The 21,841-nt window shown below is 65.1% G+C and carries 18 protein-coding genes; 11 read left to right on the forward strand and 7 right to left on the reverse strand.

Features of this window, described 5'->3' with window-relative positions; translation table 11 throughout:
• Positions 1 to 54 precede the first annotated feature (54 nt).
• On the forward strand, positions 55 to 318 hold the full coding sequence (locus tag BFD71_RS02225) for a cupin domain-containing protein (RefSeq protein ID WP_069261623.1): 264 nt from the start codon (positions 55 to 57) through the stop codon (positions 316 to 318).
• 181 nt (positions 319 to 499) lie between these two features.
• Here the strand turns inward: BFD71_RS02225 and BFD71_RS02230 are convergent, their stop codons facing one another.
• Entirely contained in the window at positions 500 to 1,873 is a 1,374-nt protein-coding gene (locus BFD71_RS02230; RefSeq protein ID WP_083244998.1) for a virulence factor family protein, read from the reverse strand.
• Positions 1,870 to 4,479 carry a bifunctional lysylphosphatidylglycerol flippase/synthetase MprF gene (mprF, locus tag BFD71_RS02235; RefSeq protein WP_069261624.1) on the reverse strand — a complete coding sequence of 870 codons (2,610 nt, stop codon included), beginning with the start codon at positions 4,477 to 4,479 and terminating at the stop codon, positions 1,870 to 1,872. The genes BFD71_RS02230 and mprF overlap by 4 nt, the downstream gene beginning before the upstream one ends.
• Before the next feature lie 616 nt (positions 4,480 to 5,095).
• On the opposite strand from mprF, the gene BFD71_RS02240 reads away from it, so the two are divergent.
• Positions 5,096 to 6,259, forward strand: a complete 1,164-nt coding sequence (locus BFD71_RS02240) for a porin (RefSeq protein ID WP_069261625.1) — start codon at positions 5,096 to 5,098, stop codon at positions 6,257 to 6,259.
• 114 nt (positions 6,260 to 6,373) lie between these two features.
• On the opposite strand, the gene BFD71_RS02245 is transcribed toward BFD71_RS02240, so the two are convergent.
• Entirely contained in the window at positions 6,374 to 6,811 is a 438-nt protein-coding gene (locus BFD71_RS02245; RefSeq protein ID WP_069261626.1) for a DUF2917 domain-containing protein, read from the reverse strand.
• A 557-nt stretch (positions 6,812 to 7,368) separates the two neighbouring features.
• Between BFD71_RS02245 and BFD71_RS38820 the strand changes: the two genes are divergently transcribed.
• The 5 genes from BFD71_RS38820 to BFD71_RS02265 all read left to right on the forward strand — a co-directional run bounded on the left by BFD71_RS38820 (position 7,369) and on the right by BFD71_RS02265 (position 11,888).
• Positions 7,369 to 7,605, forward strand: coding sequence for a hypothetical protein (locus BFD71_RS38820; RefSeq protein WP_081771534.1), 237 nt, complete (start codon positions 7,369 to 7,371; stop codon positions 7,603 to 7,605).
• Positions 7,586 to 8,314, forward strand: coding sequence for a GntR family transcriptional regulator (locus tag BFD71_RS02250; protein ID WP_069261627.1), 729 nt, complete (start codon positions 7,586 to 7,588; stop codon positions 8,312 to 8,314). Before BFD71_RS38820 ends, BFD71_RS02250 begins: the two co-directional genes overlap by 20 nt.
• A 471-nt stretch (positions 8,315 to 8,785) precedes the next feature.
• Positions 8,786 to 10,033, forward strand: a complete 1,248-nt coding sequence (gene frc / locus BFD71_RS02255; protein WP_069261628.1) for a formyl-CoA transferase — start codon at positions 8,786 to 8,788, stop codon at positions 10,031 to 10,033.
• A 16-nt stretch (positions 10,034 to 10,049) separates the two neighbouring features.
• On the forward strand, positions 10,050 to 10,862 hold the full coding sequence (locus BFD71_RS02260; protein ID WP_069261629.1) for a fumarylacetoacetate hydrolase family protein: 813 nt from the start codon (positions 10,050 to 10,052) through the stop codon (positions 10,860 to 10,862).
• Positions 10,863 to 10,913: 51 nt separating this feature from the next.
• Positions 10,914 to 11,888 carry a hypothetical protein gene (locus BFD71_RS02265; RefSeq protein WP_069261630.1) on the forward strand — a complete coding sequence of 325 codons (975 nt, stop codon included), beginning with the start codon at positions 10,914 to 10,916 and terminating at the stop codon, positions 11,886 to 11,888.
• A 94-nt stretch (positions 11,889 to 11,982) separates the two neighbouring features.
• On the opposite strand, the gene BFD71_RS02270 is transcribed toward BFD71_RS02265, so the two are convergent.
• Positions 11,983 to 12,927, reverse strand: coding sequence for a LysR family transcriptional regulator (locus tag BFD71_RS02270; protein WP_069261631.1), 945 nt, complete (start codon positions 12,925 to 12,927; stop codon positions 11,983 to 11,985).
• A 371-nt stretch (positions 12,928 to 13,298) separates the two neighbouring features.
• On the opposite strand from BFD71_RS02270, the gene oxlT reads away from it, so the two are divergent.
• Positions 13,299 to 14,654, forward strand: a complete 1,356-nt coding sequence (oxlT, locus tag BFD71_RS02275) for an oxalate/formate MFS antiporter (RefSeq protein ID WP_069261632.1) — start codon at positions 13,299 to 13,301, stop codon at positions 14,652 to 14,654.
• 22 nt (positions 14,655 to 14,676) lie between these two features.
• On the forward strand, positions 14,677 to 15,798 hold the full coding sequence (locus BFD71_RS02280) for a LysR family transcriptional regulator (RefSeq protein ID WP_083245021.1): 1,122 nt from the start codon (positions 14,677 to 14,679) through the stop codon (positions 15,796 to 15,798).
• Positions 15,799 to 15,921: 123 nt separating this feature from the next.
• Here BFD71_RS02280 and BFD71_RS02285 read toward each other — a convergent pair whose 3' ends face one another.
• From BFD71_RS02285 to gltS, 3 genes are all read right to left on the reverse strand, one after another.
• Complete coding sequence (locus BFD71_RS02285) at positions 15,922 to 16,899, reverse strand: 2-dehydropantoate 2-reductase (protein WP_069261634.1); 978 nt, start codon at positions 16,897 to 16,899, stop codon at positions 15,922 to 15,924.
• A gap of 191 nt (positions 16,900 to 17,090) precedes the next feature.
• Entirely contained in the window at positions 17,091 to 17,711 is a 621-nt protein-coding gene (locus tag BFD71_RS02290) for a LysE family translocator (RefSeq protein WP_069261635.1), read from the reverse strand.
• Between the two features lie 86 nt (positions 17,712 to 17,797).
• Positions 17,798 to 19,012, reverse strand: coding sequence for a sodium/glutamate symporter (gltS, locus tag BFD71_RS02295; RefSeq protein WP_069261636.1), 1,215 nt, complete (start codon positions 19,010 to 19,012; stop codon positions 17,798 to 17,800).
• Positions 19,013 to 19,270: 258 nt separating this feature from the next.
• On the opposite strand from gltS, the gene BFD71_RS02300 reads away from it, so the two are divergent.
• Positions 19,271 to 20,680 carry a DUF2252 domain-containing protein gene (locus BFD71_RS02300; protein ID WP_069261637.1) on the forward strand — a complete coding sequence of 470 codons (1,410 nt, stop codon included), beginning with the start codon at positions 19,271 to 19,273 and terminating at the stop codon, positions 20,678 to 20,680.
• Between the two features lie 119 nt (positions 20,681 to 20,799).
• On the forward strand, positions 20,800 to 21,693 hold the full coding sequence (locus BFD71_RS02305; RefSeq protein WP_069261877.1) for a LysR family transcriptional regulator: 894 nt from the start codon (positions 20,800 to 20,802) through the stop codon (positions 21,691 to 21,693).
• The last annotated feature ends 148 nt before the right edge of the window (positions 21,694 to 21,841 follow it).

Below are 21,841 nucleotides of genomic sequence, written 5' to 3' on the forward strand. Positions count from 1 at the left end.
GGTGTGCGTGCCAAACTGGCTGCTGGTCGACACCGTCGATCGAGGAGACGAAACATGCAGCGCGAAACATTCATCCGCAGCCTGGCCGAGGAGGGCTTTCCGGAGCCCGTTGTCGTGACGCGCGAAGCCGGCGTCATGGAGGTCCATTCGCATCCGTTCGAAGCGAAGGCGCTGGTCATCGAGGGCGAACTGCACATCCGCGTAGGCGACGAAGAGCGACACTACAAGGTCGGCGACGTGTTTCATCTCGCCGCCAACCTGCCGCACGCCGAGCGCTATGGGCCGCAGGGCGTGCAGTACCTGGTGGGGAGGAAGTGAGGGGGAGGCGCCTATGCCGCGAGGGGCCGAAGCTCCGAGCGGATTCAACGGGTCGATGCAGCACTCCACAACCTGCGTGAGCAGCCGAGGTGTTGCAAATGAAACAGCGACCGAGGATCCATTGCTCCGATAGCCAGCGAAGACTAACGTGGGAGCGCTGGCGCTAAGGCGACTCGCTCCCTCACCCCCGCGCCGCGATTTCCTTCTTCCACCCCGCGATGATCTTCCCGGCGAGCGCATTGTAGTCGCCGTCGAAGTGGTGATCGCCGTTCGTCTTCACGACGTCGATGCCGGTATTCGCGAGCGCCGGGCACAGCGTGTCTTTCTCGCCCGCGCCATACACACATTGCACGATAGAAGGCGGCACCTTCGCGAGTTCCGGGCGCACCTGCAGTGCCTTGTCGCTGGCGGGCATGCCGAGCCAGCCCGTCACGCGAATCTGGAAGTCGGCGTCCGGCGCGAAGCCGAGCAGCGACATGTACGAAACCTTCGCGCGCAACGTGTCGGGCAGACGGTTGTAGGCGAACGGCATCACGTCCGCGCCGAACGAGTAGCCCACCAGCGCGATGTGCTGCGCATGCCAGCGCGAGCCGTAAGTCTTCAGCACGCGGGCGAGATCGTGGCTCGTTTGCTCGGGCGTCCTTTCGCTCCAGAAGTAGCGCAGCGCGTCCCAGCCGATCACCGAAATGCCCTGCTTTTGCAGCGCTTCTGCAATCGTCTTGTCGAGATCGCGCCAGCCGCCGTCGCCCGAGATCACCACCGCGAGCATGTCGGTGGGGTGCGCCGCGGGCAGTTCGACGAGCGGCAGGTCCGACACGTCCTCTTCGCTCTCCGTCACGACGCGCAGGTGATTCGATGTGAGCGCAACGATCTTGTCGGCGTCGGCAACGCTGGGGGCGAAGGCGCGCGGAGCGCCGGAAGTGGCTGCGTGCACATCTTTCGTCGTCACACCCTGCTCGAAGAAGCCGGGCAGGCCATTGCCGCGCGAGAGCGTGGGGTCGGCCGGGCAGGGCGCGAAGCGCGCGTCGAGCTTTGCGGCCGGATCGAGCGACACGGCGCCCGCCATCGTGTTCGCCGGCGCCTGCGAGAGCATGCGCTGTGCGATGAGCGCACCTTCGCCGCTGCCGATCGCGATCGGCGCGTAGTACTCGCTGGAGCCTAGCTGGCGTTCGAGTTGGTGGCTCAGCGCTTCGGCGTCGCTGTAGAGCTTATGGCAGGTCTCGTTCTTCACGGCGGCGAGGTTCTGCGCATAGCGCTCCGTTTCAACACCCACGACGAGCGCGCCATGCTGCGCGAGCGCGTCGGCGCGCGTCTGGTCGGCGGCGCTCCAGTGCTTGTCCGCCGAGAACAGCACGGTGAAGCCGCGCATGGCGACACTCGGTTTCGTCACCGCGACTTCGCCGTAACGGCCGCCCGAAACGTGCATCGTCGCGGCGGAGGCGGGCGTCGAGACGGGCGTCGAAGCCGCGTTGGCGTGAACCGCGCAAAACGCCAGCGCAGCGGCGCCCGCTGCCGTGCCTGCAATGCGCGGCAGCCTGGGAATACGGAATGTCATGAGCGCCAGCCTCCTGCCAGCAGCGATAGATCAGCGAGAGTGATGAACACGCTGATCGAGCCAGAGGCGGCCAGATAGCGTGGTTCCCAGCGCGGCGCGAACTTGTTCTTGAAGCCGCGCAGCCCCCGGAAGTTATAGAAGCGGCCGCCGAAGCGCCAGATGAAACCCGCGAGCCGGTGCCAGGACGACGCGAGCGGCGAAGGGCCCATGCCCGAGAGCGGCGCCATGCCGAGCGAGAGCGACTGGTAGCCTGCGGCCTTCAGATGCAGCGCGAGCTGCGTGAACAGATATTCCATCGCGTAGGGCGAGGCGCCCGGCATATGGCGCATGACGCCCACCGTCGCGTCGGTGTTCAGATCGGTCGTCATGAAGGTGACGAAGGCGAGCGGCTCGCCGTTCTGACGGATGAGCAAGACGGACTGCGCGGCGAGATAGTCGTCGTCGAACGCGGCCACCGAGAAGCTTTTCTCGCGCGCTTCGCGGTCCTGCAGCCACGCGTCGGAGATCGCGCGCAGCACCGGCAGGCTCGCGCCCATCTGCGTGGGCTCGATATGTTCGATCGAAAAGCCGTCGCGTTCGCCGCGCTTGAGCGCGTAGCGCAGATGCGCGCGCTGCGGACCCTTGAGGTCGAATTCCTGCAGCATCACGCGCGCTTCCTCGCCGAGCTTCATCAGCGTGAGGCCGGCGTCGAGATAGAGCGGCAGCGCGTCGGCGCGCACCTGGTAGAACGCCGCGCGGCCGTTGTGTGCGTGCGCGAGCGTGACGAATTCGCGGATCAGCGCGGGCCACTCTTCGCGCGGGCCAACCGGATCGTGCAGCGCCGCCCACGTGCGGCCGCGCTTCGCGTACATCAGGAAAGCCTTGCGCGAGGTGGAGAAGAGGAAGCTCTTGTCGCCCATCAGCGCGAGGCCCGCGTCGCTGCGTTCCTGCGCCCGCACGATACGCGCGGCCTCTTCGAGGTCTTCGCTCGGGGGCATCACGAAGCGGCCGGCGGCGGGGCGCAGCAATTGCCACAGTGCGAGCGCGGCGGCGAACACGCCGGCGCCGAGCGTGGCGCGCAGCGCGCGCGGGGCGCGGCTGTGGAAGGCGAATTGCCACCAGAGGCTTTGCGAGTACTGCACATCGCGGAACGCGAACAGCAGCACCCACACGGCGAGCGCGATCACGCAGCCGACCGAGGCGAGCCAGGCCGGCGTGAATCGCTCGCTGAACATCGACGAGTGGCGATTGAAGCGCTTGCGCGTACCAAGCAGCAGCACGATCAGCACGCACAGCACGCCCGCTTCGACGAAGGCGAGGCCCTTGGCGAGCGAGAGCGCGAGGTTGGCCACGGCGATCACGAGCGCGAGCCACCAGGCGGCGTCCAGACGCCGCAGCAGACCGCGCGCGACGAACAGGAGCAACACGCCGAAGAGACTGCCCATCAGCTGCGAGCTTTCGAGCACCCAGAGCGGCACGATGGTTTGGAGCAGCGCGATGCGCTTGGAGAACGCGGGTGTGGCGCCCGAGATCACGAGCATGCTGCCGGTCACGAACGTCACGATGGCGAGGAAGAGCGGCGCGAGTTGCGAGACGCCATCGGCGCCGCGCTTCGCAAAGCGGGCGCTGAGCGGTGTCTTGAGCGCGCGGCCCTCGAATACGGCGAGCACCGCGGCGGCGAGCGCGAGCGGCGCGCCGAAGTAGATCGCGCGATAGGCGAGCAGCGCGGCAAGCACCTTCGAGGTCGGCACGCTCGGCCCGAGCGCGTAGACCATCGCGGCTTCGAACACGCCGATGCCGCCGGGCGTGTGGCCGATCAGGCCGAGCAGCATGGCGGCGCAATACACGGTGAGGAAGTCGGTGAAGCCGAGAAGCGCATGCGGCATGACCGACCAGAGCGCGAGCCCGGCGCCGACCACGTCGAGCGCGGCCAGCAGCAGTTGCGCGACGAGGTCGCGCCGCGCCGGCACCGAAAAGCGCAGCCATGCGCGGCCGAACGGCTCGATCTCGCGCGCGCTTGCGGGGCAAACGATGACCATCACCGCGCCGCAGCCGAGCACCACGCCGCCGATCAGGCGCAGTTCGTCGGGCGAGAGGTGCAGCAGACCGGAGAGCGTGCTTGCGGCGCCCACCATGCCGAGCGCGGTCATGAACACGAGTGCGAGGGCGAGCGTGACGCTCGTGAACACCGTCATGCGGCCGATCTGCGCGGCGGTGACGCCCGCGCCGCCATACACGCGGCAGCGCACTGCGCCGCCCGTGAGCGCGCCGAAGCCGGTCACGTTGCCGAGCGCCGAGCCGGCGATCGCGCCGGCCCACAACGCGCCGCGCGAGACGCGCGCGCCCAGGTAGCGCAGGCCCACGGCGTCGCGACCGACCAGCGCGACGAAGCTCACGGCCGTGGCGGCGAGGGCGCCGACCCATTGCGCGGGCGTGAGCGTCCAGAGCTGGCGGATCACCGAGTGGTAGTCGACCGTGCGAGAGAGGTGCTGGAACACGACCAGCAGCAGCGCGCAGATACCGAGCGCGAACACCGGCGCGACAAAGCGCTGCAGGTGCAGGGCACCGGCACGGCGGCGCAGCGCCCCGAGGGCGCGCGCCGCGCGCGAAGAATGCGATTGGGACATGGATCGGTCTGGTGGCTCTCTGCGATGTCGCCGTATCGACTGTTACAGCTTCCCCGGCGGTGACATCGTGTTTATTCGCGTTTTGCGCTTACGTTCTTTCGAGGCCGGGTCTCGCGCATCATGCGCGCGAACCGGAAATTCGAGCCGAATCGTAATCGTTCGGAAAGGACTAGTTAAGCTCAGCAAACGCATGGGACTACCCGCCGGTTGACGCCCCGGTGCAAGAAACCGCTATTGGGTGCAGATCAATTCGACGCGATGACGCGTCGTAACTAGTGGATTTAATTAGGGAATAATCTTTTTGCGATTGATGTTTGCAGGGCCAGATTAACAGGCGGCCAGAACGGCAAGGTAATCGTTAACTTGTGAGTAATGGGCGGGCGCAGATCGCGTGCTGAAACGCGCGCCGAGTGGGCTGGTTCGCCGAAAGCCTTGCGTGGCGGGCGTTGCAGGCACTCCTGGTTGGCAGCCGGAGATGATGTTTTGGGTGTTAACCAGGCACTTTCTGAAATCGCTGTCACTAATTCGAGACAGCTCGTTTAATCCTTTTACAATGCTCGACGGGCGAGTTAGTCTGCTTTGGTCAAGAGTTGTTTTACCGTGCCGGGAGAATGACGTGAAAAGACTAGCCTTGACTTCCCTTTCACTGGCCGCGCTCGGGGTTGTTGGCACGGCTCAGGCACAGACTAGCGTGACGCTGTACGGCACCATCGACACCTCGATTACCTACGTCAACCACGCCGACGGCAGCAAGAACCTCTGGACGCTCGGCAACAGCAGCTTCGGCAATCTCTCCGGCTCGCGATGGGGTTTGAAGGGCGCTGAAGATCTCGGTGGCGGCCTCAAGGCGATTTTCCAGTTGGAAAGCGGCTTCAACCCGTCCACAGGCGCGCTTGCGCAGGGCGGCAGGCTGTTCGGCCGACAGGCATACGTGGGCTTGACGGCCGAGCAGTACGGGTCGCTCACGCTCGGGCGGCAGTATGACCCGCTCATCGACCTCGTGCAGGGCATCACGGCCGACAACTATTTCGGCTCCGTGTTCGCAACGCCCGGCGACGTGGATAACTACGACAACAGCTTCCGCGTCAACAACGCCGTCAAGTACACCACGCCCGTATGGAGCGGCCTCCAGGCTGCGGCGATGTACTCGTTTGGTGGCATCGCGGGTTCGACAGGCGCCGAGCAGTCGTACTCGGCGGCGGTCAACTACACCAACGGTCCGCTCGCGCTGGCAGGCGGCTACTTCTACGCGGCGAACAGCCAGGCCGTCAACGGCATTCGCACCGGCGGCTGGACGAGCACCTCGGACGGCACCTTCGACGGCCCGATCAACTCCGGCTACGCTACGGCACACTCGCTCACCATTGCGCGCGCGGCGGCGCAGTACCAGCTCGGCCAGTTCACCTTCGGCCTCGGCTACAGCAACGCGCGCTACTCGCCCGATGCGAGTTCGGTGTTCCGCGAGACGCAAAAGTACAACACCGGCCAGGGCTTCATGAACTATCAGCTGAACCCGGCGCTGCTGCTCGGCATTGGCTACAGCTACACGCATGCCAACGGCGATACGTCGGCGAATTACAACCAGGTGTCGCTCGGCGCGGATTACAGCCTCTCGAAGCGCACGGACCTTTACATGACGGCGGCCTGGCAGCATGCGAGCGGCGATACCGGCAACGGCACGGGCGGCTCGATGCCGGCCGAGGCTTCGGTCGGCTCGTACGGTTACTCGGGCACCTCGAACCAGACCATCGTGAACTTCGGGTTGCGGCACAAGTTCTGAGCGACGGCCTCGATCGACAACGCCGGATGCGCCAACTGGGCGGCGCATCCGGCGTTTTGGCGTGTGCGGCCCTGGGTTCGGCTCAAGGCGCGTCAAGCGTCAGGGCATCGCGCGTCACGCCTCGCGCGAACGCCGGAGCGTGAGCAGCGCAAGCCAGGCGGCGAGGCGCTCCATACCGCGCCGCACGCCCGCGAACGGCGGCTGCCATGCGCTCGTGATGCTCACGCGTGCCGGCAAGGCGGCCTCAGTGCTGAGCCAGATACGTTCGCCACGCTCGAGCCGAAGCGTCTCGCCCGGTTGCACCCAGTGGTCGTAGGGCGAGCGGGCGCGCGTGACCCATACCTGGGCTACCTGAACACGCAGCGTGGCTGATGCGCTCACGCGCCAGGTGACAGTGCGCATGGGCGGCACGGCGAAATGGACCGACTGGATGGGCAACGGATCGTCGAGCCGGTCGGTTGCGTCCGCAACGGCGTGCGGCGCGGATTGCGAGGCGGGCTGTAAAGCGGGTTGCGAAGCGGTCAGTGAAGCTGCCTGAAAAGCGTCATCCATCGTTTTCTCCAGTTTTTGGAGCCGACGGACGGAGCGCTATCACCCAGAAAAACAAAAAGCCCCGTCGATGCCGGCGGGGCTTGTGATTTGCGTGACGACAGACTGCTAGTACGCACACCATCCCCGTGGGTTACCCGTATGGGTTTTCCACGGATGATTCATCGTGTTTGCGATGACGAGGCGGGTGGAGGACGTGTGCATGGCTTGAGTGTGCGGGGTGCCTTGCAGCGCTGTCAACCGGAAATGCTTAAATGGGCTTTGGCAGCCGCAGTTTGTGTTGCGTGCGAGTCTCGTTCGCACCTTTGCATGACGCGATCGTGCCCTTCGATGGCATATCCTCTTGCGGGCAGCACCGTTTTCTCACTAGGATTGGTTGTTTTTATTGATATCCGTCGAACCGTCCCACAATGTGGGGGCGTACTCCCTGATACGCCTCGCGGCATCGACGTGTTGTGTGGAAACGACTGCATCTGATATATCACATACAGAATATTGCTTTTTGTGGCGACGCAACATATGATTGAGTTATTCGATTACTCAATCATGCGGAGCTTCAAATGGATTTCGTTTCTCTCGCACTGTTCGGTGCAGCGGTCGTGGGTCTGGGTGCAGCTGCTACGGTCATGATCGCCAGGTGGCTGCCGCAGTCCGCCATTGAGCAGGCTGCGCAGCATGGCCGGTACGCTGGTTTGGGCGAAGCACCGCGCGCCAGGGCCGTTCGTCGTGCACAATTCGGTCCGCGAATCCGTCCGCAGGTCGGAAAAGAGGTAATCAATGTCGTCAGAACAAACTGAAGTTGTAGCAAGCCGGGAAGCGGCGCCGCTCAAGCTGGCGCTGCAGCCCATCAACGCCACACTGAGCCTGCGCGATCAGGCTTATGCCATGCTGCGCCAGGCCATTGCCGACGCCGATATCTACCAGTCGCGCGAGGAAATCCGGCTCGACGAGCGCGTGCTGAGCGAATCGCTCGGCGTGAGCCGCACGCCGGTTCGCGAGGCCATGACGCTGCTCGAGCAGGAGGGCTTCCTGCGCATGGTGCCGCGCCGCGGCATCTATATCGTGCGCAAGAGCAAGCGCGAGATCGTCGAGATGATCCAGATGTGGGCCGCGCTCGAAAGCATGGCCGCGCGTCTCGCCACGATCCACGCCACCGACGAGGAAATCGCGCGGCTGCGCCACATGTTCGACGACTTCCGCGACAGCACGCCCGCCGAACACATCGCCGAGTACTCTGACGCCAACATCGCGTTCCACCAGGCGATCGTCGAGCTTTCCCGCTCGCAGATCATCCTCGACACCATCAAGAACATCTTCGTGCACGTGCGTGCCATCCGCCGCATGACGATTTCGCAGAGCGACCGGGCTTCGCGCTCGATCGTCGATCATCTGCGCATCATCGAGGCGCTAGAGAAGCGTGACACCGAGCTGGCGGAAAAGCTCGTGCGCCAGCATTCGCTCGATCTCGCGGCTTATGTCGAGAAGAACTGCGATTTTCTGGATTGACGCAGGCGGCTGACGCCGCCTCTAGGCAAAACGGGAGACCTTCGGGTCTCCCGTTTTGCGTTTACGTTCCTTCGCGTCCCATCATGCTCATTCATCACGCGTCGGCAGAACGGCCTCCGACAGCCGACTTTATGCGCATCAACCCCTGGCAGCCCTGACCAAATCCCGGTGCGGGACAGCCATCCTTCACACGGAATCTGGCATATCAGATGCGGCAAATGTTCGGGGTTTTCCCTCGTGTGCACCGCGTCAATGCCAACGAACTTGCACCAAAGCCATGGTGGATAAGGCTTCGACGCGATTCTAATGGCATTCCCGATGGGCAATTCTCCTCTTGCTTCGTTCTGATATATCACATACCGTATTGCTCAAGGACGCAGATGACGCGCCATCGCGCGAAACGCCTCTGCCCACGCAACCCCACCGATTTTCGAAAACTCGCCCGGCCACGATTAGATAAGGAGACATGACATGGGCAAGGCATTGAACGGCGTGCGCATCCTCGATTTCACGCACGTGCAGTCGGGACCCACCTGCACACAACTGCTCGCCTGGTTCGGCGCGGACGTGATCAAGGTAGAGCGCGTAGGCGCAGGCGACATCACGCGGGAGCAGCTGCGCGACCTGCCGGACGCGGACAGCCTCTACTTCACGATGCTCAACGGCAACAAGCGTTCGCTCACGCTCGACACGAAGAACCCGCAAGGCAAGCGCGTGCTGGAGCGGCTCATTCGCGATTGCGACGTGCTGGTCGAAAACTTCGCGCCGGGCGCGCTCGAGCGCATGGGTTTCAGCTGGGAACGTATACAGACGCTGAACCCGCGCATGATCGTCGCCTCGGTGAAGGGCTTCGGCCCCGGCCCGTACGAGGACTGCAAGGTCTACGAGAACGTCGCGCAGTGCGTGGGCGGTGCGGCGTCGACGACAGGCTTCGACGACGGCCCGCCGGTCGTCTCCGGCGCGCAGATCGGCGACAGCGGCACGGGCCTGCATCTCGCGCTCGGCATCGTGACCGCGCTCTATCAGCGCACGCACACGGGGCGCGGCCAGAAGGTGCTTGCGGCCATGCAGGACGGCGTGCTCAACCTGTGCCGCGTGAAGCTGCGCGACCAGCAGCGGCTCGAGCGCACCGGCGTCATGAAAGAGTACCCGCAGTATCCCAACGACGGCTTCGGCGAGGCCGTGCCGCGCGCCGGCAATGCGTCGGGCGGCGGGCAGCCGGGCTGGATTCTCAAGTGCAAGGGGTGGGAGACCGATCCGAACGCCTATATCTATTTCATCGCGCAGGCACCCGTGTGGGACCGCATCTGCAAGCTCATCGGGCGCGAGGAGTGGATCGACGATCCGGACTACGCCACGCCGAATGCGCGCCTGCCGCGCCTGAAGGCGATCTTCGACGAGATCGAGCACTGGACCATGCATCGCACGAAGTTCGACGCAATGGCCGTGCTCAACCGCTACGACATTCCGTGCGGCCCGATTCTCTCGATGAAGGAGATCGCCAGCGACGAATCGCTGCGCGCGAGCGGCACGATCGTCGAGGTGGATCACCCGGTGCGCGGCAAGTACCTCACGGTGGGCAACCCGATCAAGCTCTCGGATAGCCCGACCGAAGTCACGCGTTCGCCGATGCTGGGCGAACACACCGACGAAGTGCTCGCCGAATTCGGCTACACGAAGGACGAGATCCACTCGCTGCGCGCGTCTGGCGCCGTTTGAAACCGAGGAGCGAAACATGGAAACGTGGATGCGTTTGATGGCGAGCGACGGCAGCATCGTGTTCGGCCGCGTCGAGAACGGTTACCTGCACGAATACGAAGGGCTCGATCAGCCGGTGCCCACTGGCGCAGTGCTGTCGCTGCGCGCGCTTACGCCGCTCGCGCCCTGTGCACCCGGCAAGATCGTTGCGCTGTGGAACAATTTTCACGCGCTCGCCGCGAAACTCGAAAAGCCGGTGCCATCGCACCCGCTCTTTCTCATCAAGCCGCCGGCTTCGGTGATCGGCTCTTCTGAATTGATTCGGCGTCCTGCTCACTATGCGGGAAAAATCGTCTTCGAAGGCGAACTCGGCATCGTGATCGGCAAGCGCTGCCGCGATGCGAGCGTGAAGGAAGCCGAGTCGGCGATCTTCGGCTACACGATCGTCAACGACGTCACGGCAGCGGGCCTCATCACCGAGAATCCGCACTTCCCGCAATGGTGCCGCGCCAAAGGTTTCGATACGTTCTGTTGTCTGGGTCCGGCGATCGTTTCCGGGTTCGACTGGCAGCGCGCACGCGTCGTCACGAAACTCGATGGCGTGGAGCGGCAGAATTATCCGCTCGACGACATGGTGTTTTCGCCGGCGCAGCAGGTGAGTCTTATTTCTCAGGATCTGACGCTCGAACCCGGCGACGTGATTGCGTGCGGCACCTCACTCGGCGTAGGCTCGATCGTTGATGGCGCAACGGTCGAGGTCACCATCGAAGGGATCGGTACGTTGAGCAATGCGCTGGGCGCCGCGTCGGCGCAAATCGAGTCGGTCGCCGCCGTAGAGGGCGCGGCTTGACGGCCTGAAACCAAAGACGCGCGCGGCAGCGATGCCGCGCGAGGAGGAGAAATGCCGGAGCAACTGGCTGGCGACCTGGCGTGGCTGGGCGCTGGCGCGCTGTTCGCATGGCTTGGCTGTGCATTTGCACAATTGGCGGCGCTCGCGCCGGTGCGTGCGTGGCCGTTGTCGCGTTCCCGCTCCACGCCGTCCTGCGCCAGGCGCGCTGGTGCGCCGCGCAGGCATCGGCTCGCCTTCGCCATTTCGTTCGCATTGCTACTGACCGTGCCGCCCGGCGTGATCGCTGCGGGCTGGATGCATGGGCCCGACGCGACCGTCGCGGTCGAAGCCGGCGTGCTGGGCGGTTTGTGCCTCGCGGGCCGGCGCGACCACACGCCCGGCGCGCGGACGGCGGCGCTGCTGGGGGGTGTATCGGGCGCGAGTGTCTTGATCGGCGCGTTCGTTGGTTACGTGTTGCAGCCTGAGCGGAGTGCTGGCGAGCGTGTAGCGCTATTCGTCGCGGCGGCGACCGGCGCATTGCTGACAGGCTGCGCGCTGCGTTTGCTCAGCCGTGGCGCGCAAGCGAGCGGCTCGGTCCGCAGGCGCGTGCCGTTCGGCCGCGGCGACCGTGTCATGCAGGTCATCGCGCTGCTGCTGGGCGCTGCGCTCGGCTACGAATTCCTGAGCGCGCGAGCTTCGCCCGATTTCGAGATCTCCGTGCTGGTCGCGGCGAGCGTGCTGTGCGCGGCGCTGGGCGTGCGGCTCATGAGCGGCGCGCGGCGGCCGCGGCTCGCCCGCACGGGCGCCGTCGAGGCGTCACCGCCACGCGAGCCCTTCAGCGCAACATTCCATGCAAGTTTTGCGGGTGTGCCGGATGAACTGCTGGTCGCGGCCTGCGGCAGCGGCGCGTTCGAACCCGCCTGGCTGGCCGCGAGCGACACGCCGCACGGAAGCGGAGGGCGCGCGGGTCATCACGCGTCACAGGATTTGCCACGGCGGCGACGCAGCCGGGGCGGTGCGCTGCGTCAGCGGCAAGGACCGCACTGACGTCTATCTGCGGGAGCAGGGGAAAACAACAGAACGCGCAATATGACGCGAATGATTAGTCATGCATGATGGTTTCTTGGCTATCCATTAAATCTTACTTATGCAAGCTCGCTTCTGACACTTTCGTAATGTTCTCGATGAGCGGCGCGCCTTCCTCCATGAGGAAGCGCTTGAACGCGAGCGCGACGGGCGGCAGGCGCTTGTTTTTCCGGTGCACGACGTACCAGTTGAGCATGACCGGGAAGCCTTCGACGTCGAGCACGGTGAGGTGACCGACCTGCAGTTCGAGGCTGATGGTGTGCGCCGAAAGAAAGGCGATGCCCATGCCCGCGATCACGGCCTGCTTGATCGTCTCGGTGCTCTGGATCTCCATGGCGATCTTGAGGTTCGTGATCTTCCCCGCGAAGCCTTCTTCCATCGAGTTCCACGTATCCGAGCCGCGCTCGCGCACGATGAACGCCTCGTTGGCGAGCGTGCTGAGCTTGATGGCGCGCTTGTTGGCGAGCGGATGCGTGGGCGCCGCAACGATCACGTACGGGTGAGGCGCAAACGGCTCGTTGATGGCGTCAGTCGCGTGGGGCGGACGCACCATCACGGCGAGATCGGTCTGATTGGTGGCGAGCTGCTGGAGCAGCTGCTCGCGGTTGTGCACGGAGAGATTGAGCGCGACGCCCTTGTAGCGGCGCGTGAACTCGGCCAGCAGGCGCGGAAAGAAGTAATCGCCGGCGCTAATGACGGCGACGTTGAGCTTGCCGCCCGAGACGCCCTTTAGCTGGCTCATCGCCTCGTCCACTTCGTGGAACTGCTGCATGATCGCGCGGCTGTAGTGGAGCATCTCCGTGCCCGCGGGCGTGAGATAGATCTTCTTGCCGAGCTGCTCGAAGAGCGGCAGGCCCGCGTGATCTTCGAGCTGCCGAACCTGCGTGGAAACGGCCGGCTGGGTGAGATGCAGCTCTTCCGCAGCACGCGAAAAACTGAGGTGGCGCGCCACGGTCTCGAAGACCTTGAGCTGGCGCAGCGTGGCGTTTCGCATCGTCATGGCCGAACCATAAAGGATACTGAATCCACATAATAACAAACTTTAATTGTGAGTAATTCAGCAATCACCCTAGCATAAGTTGAAAGGAGTCCGAATGCCGTGCAAAGCGCTCGAAGCCAGGTTCGGGTTAACGCTCGGAATTACGATTTCATAAGGGACAACACTGAGAAAAGCCCTTGTTTCACGATGTTTTCAGGGTCTGACGTAATGCCAGGGTGAATGAGGATTGACGACTATTCAATCGGATTCTTGATTCAGCCGGCGAATAAAAAACACAGCGTGGCGAAGTGAAAAGCTAAAACCATAAGCCTTGATTTATGCAGACCCGTAATCATGCAGGCTGCAATGAATAGATAGCGGAGACAAGCGATATGAATGCAATCGGTCAGAGGAGCGAGAGCGGTCCGTTCTGGACGAACCGCTGGTTTCAACTGGTGGTGGGCATGCTATGCATGGCGCTCGTTGCCAATCTGCAATACGCATGGACGCTGTTCGTCGCGCCGATGAATTCGCGCCACCACTGGGGCCAGGCGGAGATTCAACTGGCGTTCTCGATTTTCATTCTGACCGAGACCTGGCTCGTGCCGGTGGAAGGCTGGCTCGTCGACAAGTTCGGACCGCGTCCGGTCGTGGCGGGCGGCGCGGTTTGCGCAGGCCTCGCCTGGGTGATCAACTCCTACGTCACGACGCTGCCGATGCTCTACGTGTCGGCCGTGATCGCGGGTATCGGCGCGGGCGGCGTGTATGGCACCTGCGTGGGCAACGCGCTCAAGTGGTTCCCGGACCGCCGCGGTCTCGCCGCGGGCCTCACGGCCGCGGGCTTCGGCGCCGGCGCCGCCGTGACGGTGATTCCGATTGCGAACATGATCACGCGCTCCGGCTACGAGCACACGTTCTTCTTCTTCGGCGTGCTGCAGGGCGTGTCGATTCTCGTGCTCTCGCTCGTACTCGTGAAGCCGGTGACGCGCCCCGTCGCCGCGGCGGGCCGCCGTCTCGTCTCGCGCGTTGACTACACGCCGGGCCAGATGGTCAAGCAGCCGGTATTCTGGGTGATCTATATCTGCTTCGTCGCGGTGGCCGCCGGCGGCCTGATGGCAACGGCGCAGATCGGGCCGATCGCCAAGGACTGGGGCCTCGCCCGCATTCCGATGACGGTGTTCGGCATGACGCTGCCGCTCCTCACGCTCACGCTGTCGATCGACAACATCTGCAACGGCTTTACGCGTCCGCTGTGCGGCTTCATCTCCGACAAGATCGGCCGTGAGAACGCGATGTTCCTGATCTTCGTGGGTGAAGGGCTCGCGCTGCTCGGCATGATGCAGTTCGGCACGAACCCGTATGCGTTCATGACCTTCGCCGCGCTCATCTTCCTGTTCTGGGGCGAGATCTTCTCGATCTTCCCGGCCATCTGCGCGGACACGTTCGGCAGCAAGTTCGCCGCATCGAATGCCGGCACGCTGTACACCGCCAAGGGCACGGCAGCGCTGCTCGTGCCGGTGGCCTCGGTGTTGTCTGCTACGGGCGGCTGGAGCGCGGTGTTCATCGCGGCTGCGGTCATCACGATCGCGGCGGGCGTGAGCGCCAAGTTCTTCCTCGCGCCGATGCGCAAGCGTCTGATCGAACAGAGCAGCGAAGCCAGCGCTGACGCGAGCAACGAGCCCAACGTCACGCTGGCCACGAATACGGGCGCGGGGTTGCCGCACTGGTCCAACCAAAGCGGCGAATGAGGCGCGCTGGCCCGCCATGTCGATGAACGTATCGCTCCAGCAGCTCAAGGTGTTCGTCGCGGTGGCGCGGGCGCGCAGCTTCACGCGCGCCGCGCGCGAGTTCGGGCTCACGCAGTCGGCGGTGAGCCGCTGCGTGCGCGAACTCGAGGAAGCGATCGAACTCAAGCTCTTCGACCGCACCACGCGCCAGGTCGAGCTCACGCTCGCGGGCAGCGGCTTCGAGCGACGCATCGGCCGCCTGCTCGACGAGATCGAGATGGCGCTCAACGAGGGCCGCGACGCGCACCAGGCGCACAGCGGCGTCGTGCTCGTGGCGAGCAACCCGGTGCTCTCGTCGACCTGGGTGCCCGCTGCGCTCGCGCGCTGTGCAGCGGCTTTTCCTTCGCTCACGCTGCAGTTGCAGGACTTGCCGCAGGCGGCCGTGCTGCAGGCGGTCGAGCAGGGCGAGGCCGATTTCGGCGTGATCGCGGAAAGCGTGCCGTTCGCGAGCGGCAACCTCGATGTGCAACCGCTCTCGGCCACGCCGCTTTGCGCGCTCTTGCCTGCCCACCATCCGCTTGCGCTACAGGGGGCGCTGCGATGGGACGATCTCGCGCGCGAACCGCTCGTCACGCTCAATCGTGACGCTGGCTGCCGCGGCGCGGTGATGCGTGCGCTGGACGGTCTGCGGCCTGAGGGGAGGCCGCTGCAGGAGTTCGCGCACGTGGCGGGCGTGGCGCGCATGGCGCAGCTCGGCATGGGCATCGGCGTGTTGCCGGTGTGCACGGATGGCGCGCGCGGGGGGCACGCGCAGCGTGCGGGCGACGTTGCGCACGCAACGTGTCACTGGCCCGTGCCTGCGGGGCCGTTCGTCACGCGTTTGCTGCATCCGGTCGTCAACGTGACGACGATGCTCGTGCGGCGTCGCCATCGTTCGCTACGGCCTTGTGCTCAGGCGGCGTGGTCGCAGTTCATGCAGGACGGGCCAGTCGCGGACGGTTCGGACCCGGAGACCTCATCGCCGGATAGCGAGGCGTTGCCGCAAACGTCCATCGACGGCTCGCCGATGCGTGGCTCGAACGGCACGCCGATGCGCGTCGCGTTGCGCGGCGCCGATACGCCGCCGCCGCTTCGGGTGACCCGCACCCACGCCCGCATCGAATAGCGCGCGTTTCTTCTTCTGCAAAGCAAAACGGATCGCTCGAAGCGATCCGTTTTTGTTTTTCCAGCACCAGAACCGAGGCGCAAAAAAAAGCGGCGCTCGCGCCGCCCTTCGCCGCGACTTACGTTACGCTGGCTGCATCGCCATCCGCTCACGCTGCTTGACCAATGCGAGCACGGTGTCGATGGCCGGCGTCGGCTCGCCAACCAGGCTACCCATTTCCTGCACGACGGTAATCAGCGGATCGATCTCCATCGGCCGGCCGGTTTCGAGGTCGACGAGCATCGAGGTCTTGTGCGCGCCTACTGCGCCCGCACCGTCGATGCGACGCTCGACGTCCACACGGAAGTTCACGCCGAAGCGCTCGGCAATGCGCTTGCCTTCGAGCATCATCGTGCGCGCTACGGCGCGCGTGGCCGGGTCGCTGGTGATGACGTCGAGCGTGGCGTGCGTGAGTGCGCTGATCGGGTTGAAGCAGAGATTGCCCCACAGCTTGAGCCAGATTTCGTCGCGGATGTTCTCGCGGATCGGCGCATCGAACCCGGCGGCCTCCATGGCTTCATGAAGCTGGACGATGCGCGGCGTGCGCTCGCCCGAAGGCTCGCCGATCGGAAACTTCTTGCCGTAGACGTGGCGAATCACGCCAGGCGCGTCGATTTCGGCCGCCGGATAAAGCACGCAGCCAATCGCGCGCTCGGGCGTGAGACGGTTCCATTGCGCGCCGTCCGGATCGATGCTTTCGAGGCGGGTGCCCGCGAACTTGCCGCCATGCTGGTAGAAGTACCAGTAGGGAATGCCGTTGGTGCCCGTGACGATGGCCGTGTGCTTGCCGAGGAGCGGCTGCATCGCGTCGATCACGCCCGCCACCGAATGCGCCTTGAGCGTAATGATGACGACGTCCTGCACGCCCAGTTCGCGCGGATCGGACGTGCAGCGCACCTTCGCCACGTACTCTTCACCGTCCATCAGCAGGCGTGCGCCGTTCTCGCGCATGGCGGCCAGATGCGGGCCGCGGGCGACGAAGCTCACGTCGGCGCCTGCACGGGCGAGTTGCACGCCCATCATGCCTCCGATAGCGCCCGCTCCAAAGATGCAGATCTTCATGTTGAAACCCCAATGACGTTGAAAACCGCTTGTCCGCAGGGCGTTTCGCGAGCGATGGGGAAGCTGCCCGCTCGCCGCGCCCCCGGACGATGGTTTGAGCATAGGGGGTGCTGTCGATTAACGACAGTTAAAGTTTCTCGCGAAAATCATCAAGAGAAGCTTATGGACGAAGGGGCGCGTGACGAGGCTGTTCAGGCGCGCCGCACGAGCAGAAAACTCACGCCGATCAGACCGAGAAATGCACCGCAGGTGCGATTGAACCAGCGGCGCACGGTGGTGCGGGTGAGCCAGCGGCCGAGGTACATGCCGGCGAGCGAGTAGAGCGCGATGGCCACGCATTCGAGCACGAGAAAGCTCGCGCCGAGCACGCCGAACTGCGGGGCGATGGGCCTGGCGACATCGACGAATTGCGGCAGGAAAGCCGTGAAAACGAGAATCGCTTTGGGGTTGCCCGCCGCCACGAGGCATTCGCGCCATGCGAGACGCGCGAGCGAGGCGTCGCCATCCATGCTTTCGCCGATGGGGTTGGCGTCGCTGCGCCAGAGCTGTACGGCGAGCCACACGAGGTAAGCGGCGCCCGCAAGCTTGATGACGAAGAAGACCGCCTCGGAAGCGCGCAGCACCACGGCCAGACCCGTGGCTGCGAGCGCGATCATGGCGGCGAACGAAACGAGCCGGCCCGTGCCGCCGAGGAAGGCGCGCAGAAAACCGTGCCGCGCGGCCACATTGATCGAGAGGAGATTGTTCGGGCCTGGCGCCATATTCAGGGCGAAGCAGGCGGGCAGGAAGAAGAGCCAGGCGGTGAGGGACATGATGACGCTCGAAGAACGTTAGCGCCGTGCGCGGCGCGCCGTGAATCGGCACATTCTAGCGCGCCTCGCGCGGGCCACCAGGCCGCTCAATGGAAAATCGGCAGCATGAGAAAGAGCTTGATGGTGATGGCGTTGGCAATGTCGATGAAGAACGCGGCCACCATCGGCACCACGAGAAACGCCAGATGGGAATGGCCGAAGCGCGCCGTGACCGCCTGCATGTTCGCAATCGCCGTGGGCGTTGCACCGAGGCCGAAGCCGCAGTGCCCCGCCGTAAGCACGACAGCGTCGTAGTTCGCGCCCATCGCGCGGAACGTCACGAAGATCGCGTAGACCACCATGAGCAGTGTTTGCGCGGCGAGGATCGTGAACACCGGCAGCGCGAGCGCGGCGAGGTCCCACAGGCGCAGCGTCATGAGCGCCATGGCGAGAAAGAGCGCGAGGCTCACGTTGCCGATCAGCGCGATGGCATGCTCGGCCACGGGCCGCCCGATGAGCGCGAGCCCGTTGGCGAGCAGCACGCCGACGAACAGCACGCACACGAAGGTCGGCAATTCGAACGCGGTGCCTGCGATCAGCCCGGAAAGCGCTTCGCCCACGGCGAGGCTGATGGCGATGAGCGTGAGCGTGTTGATGAACGCGCCCGGCGTGGTGGGCTGCTCGGCTTTCGGCTCCTCGAATGCGTAGGGATCGGGCGTTGCCGCGCCGCCGGCGCCAGGCGTATCGGCGCCCGCCTGTGCGCCGATGCGTTTCATGAGGTGCTGCGCAACGGGTCCGCCAAGAATGCCGCCCATGACCAGCCCGAAGGTGGCGCACGCAATCGCCGCTTCGGTCGCGGACTGCAGCCCGTGATGCTCGGTGAACACCGCACCCCATGCGGCGCCCGTGCCATGGCCGCCCGCGAGCGAGACCGAGCCGCCCAGCAGCCCGAACAGCGGATCGACGCCGAACGCCATGGCGAGTGCGATGCCCAACACGTTTTGCAGCACGAGCAGGGCGACCACGACGGCAAGAAAGCGCACGAGTACCGGGCCGCCCTGTTTCAGGTTGGCGAGATTCGCATTGAGGCCGATCGTGGCGAAGAACGCTTGCATGAGCGGCACCTGCAGCGAGGTGTCGAAGACCACGTCCGTGTGCGCGAAGCTGTGCAGGCCGAACACGATCAGCGCGGCGACGATGCCGCCTGCCACGGGTTCCGGTATCGTCCATTTGCGCAGGATCGGCACCGCGGCGACGAGCCACTGGCCGATCAGCAGCACGAGCGATGCGACGACGAGCGTTCCGTAGACTTTGACGTTCATGGCGAGTGTCCGGCGGGGCGATGAGAGGGCCAGGCTGGCGGCGCATCTTTCGCGCACGGTACACCAGGCGCCTGCGCATTGCGCGCATGGTGCGCAGCCAGGTGCCGGTTCTGGCCGCGTTGCTTGCACGAAACGGGGCCCCACGCTTAAATTGGCAGGCATTCACAGGCGCAAAGCCGCCGCCCATGCAGGACGAATACCCCCGCATTTCCCCGTTTGCCACGATGGCGCGAGACCGTACAAGAATCGGAGAAGGTCATGAATGGGAGTACCGTTGCTGAACGCGAGGCGGCCGGGCGTGCCGCGCGCGAGCGCTCGAAACGTTCGAGCCACAAGGAAACCGGCACCATCAAGCGCGATCCGCTCGCCTTGCTGCGCGCGAGCAGCGAAGGCCGCGTGCCGAACCTCGTGCAACTGCGCTACGGGCGCATGATCGTCTCGCCCTTCACCTTCTTCCGCGGCAGCGCGATCCTCCAGGCGCACGACCTCGCGGGTGTGCCTAACACCGGCATGACGATGGAGATTTGCGGCGACGCGCATCTGCTGAACTTCGGCGCCTTCGCTACGCCCGAGCGCCAGCTCGTCTTCGATCTCAACGACTTCGACGAGGTCGCGCCCGGCCCCTGGGAGTGGGACGTGAAGCGGCTCGTGGCGAGCTTCGTCGTGGCGGCGCGGCACATGCGCTACTCGCGCGGCGTGGCCGAGGAGCTGGTGATGACGGCGGTGACCAGCTATCGCGACCGGCTGCGCCAGTACGCGGAGTACGGCGCACTCGATCTCTGGTACGACAAAATCACCTTCGACCGCATGGTCGAAACCGCGCTCACGCCCGAAGGCCGTCGCCTGATCCGGCGCGGCATGGAGAAGGCCGCGAACCGCACGCACGAGAATCTGCTCGAAAAGCTCGCGGAGCGCGATGGCGACCACTGGACGATTCACGACGCACCGCCCGCGCTCTTTCACGTGCACGGCGTCAACACGCTGTTCGAACCCGAAGACGACTGGTTCGCGCTTGGCGACTGGCGCACGCTGATCGAGCCCATGTACGAGGCTTACGCGAAGACGCTCGCACCGGACCGGCGCGAACTGCTCGATCACTTCGCGATTCAGGACCTCGTGTTCAAGGTGGTGGGCGTGGGCAGCGTGGGCACGCGCTGCCTCGTGATGCTGCTCGTCGATCATCACGAGAAGCCACTCTTCCTGCAGGTGAAAGAGGCGCGCCGCTCGGTCGTTTCGCAGTACTTCAAGTCGCCTTCGATCAAGCACGAAGGCGCGCGCGTCGTGCACGGCCAGCGGCTGCTGCAGGCGGCGAGCGATATCTTCCTCGGCTGGACCACGGGGCCCAACGGACGTCATTTCTACGTGCGCCAGTTGCGCGACATGAAGCTCTCGGTCGATCTGCAGCTGCTCGACAGTCCCCTGCTCTGCGGCTATGCGCGTCTGTGCGGCTGGGCGCTCGCGCGTGCGCACGCGAAGTCGGGCAGCGCCGCCATCGAAATCTCTTCGTACATCGGCCGCAGCGACCAGTTCGCGGAGGCGCTCACGGGCTACGCATTCAGCTATGCAGACCAGGTGGAGCGCGATTACGACGTGTTCCTCAAGGCCGCGCGCAGCGGCGCCATCGTCGCGCGCAGCGACGACGACATGGCCGCCGATTTCCGCGTATGAGCAAAGGCTGAGTCGAACCTGCAGGCCAAGGCCCAAGCGTGCTGCGGAACGCGCTATCCTTGCGCTTTTCTTTCATCGCGCCGCGCATGAGCTTCGTACGCATGCACGGCACGCGCCCCATGCGTCTACGTCATATCGAAGTCTTTCACGCGATCATGCGCACCGGCTCGCTGTCCAAGGCGGCTGAGCTGCTTTGCGTTTCGCAGCCCGCGGTCAGCAAGGTGCTCGCGCATGCGGAGCGCAGTGCGGGCCTCAAGCTCTTCAGCCGCGCGCACGGCCGCCTGCAGCCCACGCGCGAGGCCGAGTTGCTGTTCGCCGAAACGCAGAAGCTGCAATCGAACCTCGACAGCATTCGCGATCTCGCGCGCAATCTTGTGTTGCGTCCGCAAGGGCTGTTGCGCATCGGCTGTCTGCCGAGCCTCGGCATGAGCCTGATCCCTGCTGCCGTGCAGACGTTTCGCGCGGGCTATCCCGAGGTGTCGCTCAGGATCCAGACGCGCCACACCGCGGAACTGCTCAACGCGCTGCTCACACGCGAACTCGATCTGGGCGTCGCGCTCAATCCACCCACGCGGCCGGGCATTGCCGCGGTCGAACTGGCGCGCACGGCCGTGGTCTGCGTCGCGCCGCCCGACGACCCGACGCCGGAACACATGCCGCTCGCGTTGCGCGATCTGGTCGATGGCGAGTGGATCAGCATCGGCAACGTCGATCCGCTTGGCGAGGCGATCGGCAACCTGCTCGAAGCCGAAGGCGTGGACGACCGGCTCGCGGCCGTCGAGGCGCAGACGTGGCACGTCGCGCGCGCACTCGCGGCGCGCGGCATCGGCCGCGTGCTGCTCGACGAACTCAGCGCGCGCGGGGCGGGCGATCCGGTGTCGATCCGGCGCGTCGAACCGGCACTCACGGTCGGCGTGTTCGCGATGTGGCGCGAAGGCGGCATGGACTCGCAGGCAGGCAATGCGTTCGTGGAGGTGCTGCGCGGCTGTCTCGCCGCTACGTGCGCCGCGTGAGCGCCCGGACACGGGAGCCAAGGCCGCAAGACGCGAGCCGGCACGGGCGCCGGTACAATCGCGCGCAGAGGGGAGCGTTGCTGTGCGTGCGCTTCATGCGAACGAACGAGAGATCCGGGGGAGACACGGTTGAAGCGCGAGTCGAAGC

Source organism: Paraburkholderia nodosa, from assembly GCF_001718195.1.
Lineage (GTDB): Bacteria > Pseudomonadota > Gammaproteobacteria > Burkholderiales > Burkholderiaceae > Paraburkholderia > Paraburkholderia nodosa_A.

Coding starts and splice junctions, on each gene's coding strand:
- BFD71_RS02225 (WP_069261623.1), top strand. CDS start 55: ATGCAGCGCGAAACATTCATCCGCAGCCTGGCCGAGGAGGGCTTTCCG.
- BFD71_RS02230 (WP_083244998.1), bottom strand. CDS start 1,873: ATGACATTCCGTATTCCCAGGCTGCCGCGCATTGCAGGCACGGCAGCG.
- mprF (WP_069261624.1), bottom strand. CDS start 4,479: ATGTCCCAATCGCATTCTTCGCGCGCGGCGCGCGCCCTCGGGGCGCTG.
- BFD71_RS02245 (WP_069261626.1), bottom strand. CDS start 6,811: ATGGATGACGCTTTTCAGGCAGCTTCACTGACCGCTTCGCAACCCGCT.
- BFD71_RS38820 (WP_081771534.1), top strand. CDS start 7,369: ATGGATTTCGTTTCTCTCGCACTGTTCGGTGCAGCGGTCGTGGGTCTG.
- BFD71_RS02250 (WP_069261627.1), top strand. CDS start 7,586: ATGTCGTCAGAACAAACTGAAGTTGTAGCAAGCCGGGAAGCGGCGCCG.
- frc (WP_069261628.1), top strand. CDS start 8,786: ATGGGCAAGGCATTGAACGGCGTGCGCATCCTCGATTTCACGCACGTG.
- BFD71_RS02260 (WP_069261629.1), top strand. CDS start 10,050: ATGGAAACGTGGATGCGTTTGATGGCGAGCGACGGCAGCATCGTGTTC.
- BFD71_RS02265 (WP_069261630.1), top strand. CDS start 10,914: ATGCCGGAGCAACTGGCTGGCGACCTGGCGTGGCTGGGCGCTGGCGCG.
- BFD71_RS02270 (WP_069261631.1), bottom strand. CDS start 12,927: ATGACGATGCGAAACGCCACGCTGCGCCAGCTCAAGGTCTTCGAGACC.
- oxlT (WP_069261632.1), top strand. CDS start 13,299: ATGAATGCAATCGGTCAGAGGAGCGAGAGCGGTCCGTTCTGGACGAAC.
- BFD71_RS02280 (WP_083245021.1), top strand. CDS start 14,677: ATGAACGTATCGCTCCAGCAGCTCAAGGTGTTCGTCGCGGTGGCGCGG.
- BFD71_RS02285 (WP_069261634.1), bottom strand. CDS start 16,899: ATGAAGATCTGCATCTTTGGAGCGGGCGCTATCGGAGGCATGATGGGC.
- BFD71_RS02290 (WP_069261635.1), bottom strand. CDS start 17,711: ATGTCCCTCACCGCCTGGCTCTTCTTCCTGCCCGCCTGCTTCGCCCTG.
- gltS (WP_069261636.1), bottom strand. CDS start 19,012: ATGAACGTCAAAGTCTACGGAACGCTCGTCGTCGCATCGCTCGTGCTG.
- BFD71_RS02300 (WP_069261637.1), top strand. CDS start 19,271: ATGAATGGGAGTACCGTTGCTGAACGCGAGGCGGCCGGGCGTGCCGCG.
- BFD71_RS02305 (WP_069261877.1), top strand. CDS start 20,800: ATGCGTCTACGTCATATCGAAGTCTTTCACGCGATCATGCGCACCGGC.